The organism is Streptomyces sp. UNOC14_S4, assembly GCF_020740835.1.
Classification (GTDB): domain Bacteria; phylum Actinomycetota; class Actinomycetes; order Streptomycetales; family Streptomycetaceae; genus Streptomyces.
The window spans coordinates 1-652 of sequence record NZ_JAINFC010001039.1 but is presented as its reverse complement, the minus strand read 5'-3'; the positions used below and the strand labels follow the sequence as shown (position 1 = coordinate 652).

Annotated in this window: 1 protein-coding gene; it reads right to left on the bottom strand. The window is 77.9% G+C overall.

All coding sequences use genetic code 11. The annotated features are described in order from the left end of the window. Positions 1 to 652 (bottom strand): FAD-dependent oxidoreductase (locus K6I34_RS37780; RefSeq protein ID WP_229332515.1); only part of this gene is annotated, 652 nt, incomplete at both ends.

Here is a 652-nt window from a genome sequence, read left to right as displayed (position 1 = left end):
GTCGTGGTGGGCTGCCAGGAGCTCCCAGTCGCCGGTGGGGCTTCCGTAGACGCGGGCGAGCTGGGCCCGCGCCGCGCGGTCCAGTTCCGCGGTCGGCAGGCCCGCGGCCGTGCCGAGCACCGTCGAGGTGATCAGGGCCCGGCCCGCGGGGGCCCGGGTGGGGTCGATCTCGCTGGTGACCATCGTGTGCGCGACCGGCCCGCGCCGCCCGCCCGCGATGATCAGGGATGCCTCCCGCAGTGGCGGTTCGGCGGCCGTGTGGTGCAGGACCGTCACGGGGTGGAAGCCGGGCAGCCGCAGGCCGGGGATCAGTTCGGCGGCGGCGCGGGCGCCCGTGGCCACGACCACGGAGCGGCAGCGGAACTCGCCGTGTCCGGCCGTGCCGACGGACGTGGTGCAGGCGGTCTCCGCGCGGACGCCCGTGCGCACCGTGCCGGGCGGCAGCAGCGCGGCGGGCAGCTCGGGGACGGTGTCCGCGCCGCCCTCCGGCAGACAGAGGCGGCCCCGCGCGTAGCCGCGCAGGACGAGGTCCGCGCACCGGCTGGAGGTCGTGAGGTCCGGGTCGCAGAGCAGGGACTCCAGCAGGGGACGCATGAGGCCGTCGACCGTGCGCGTCGGCAGGCCGCGCCCGGTGAGCGTGTCGGCGGTGGGC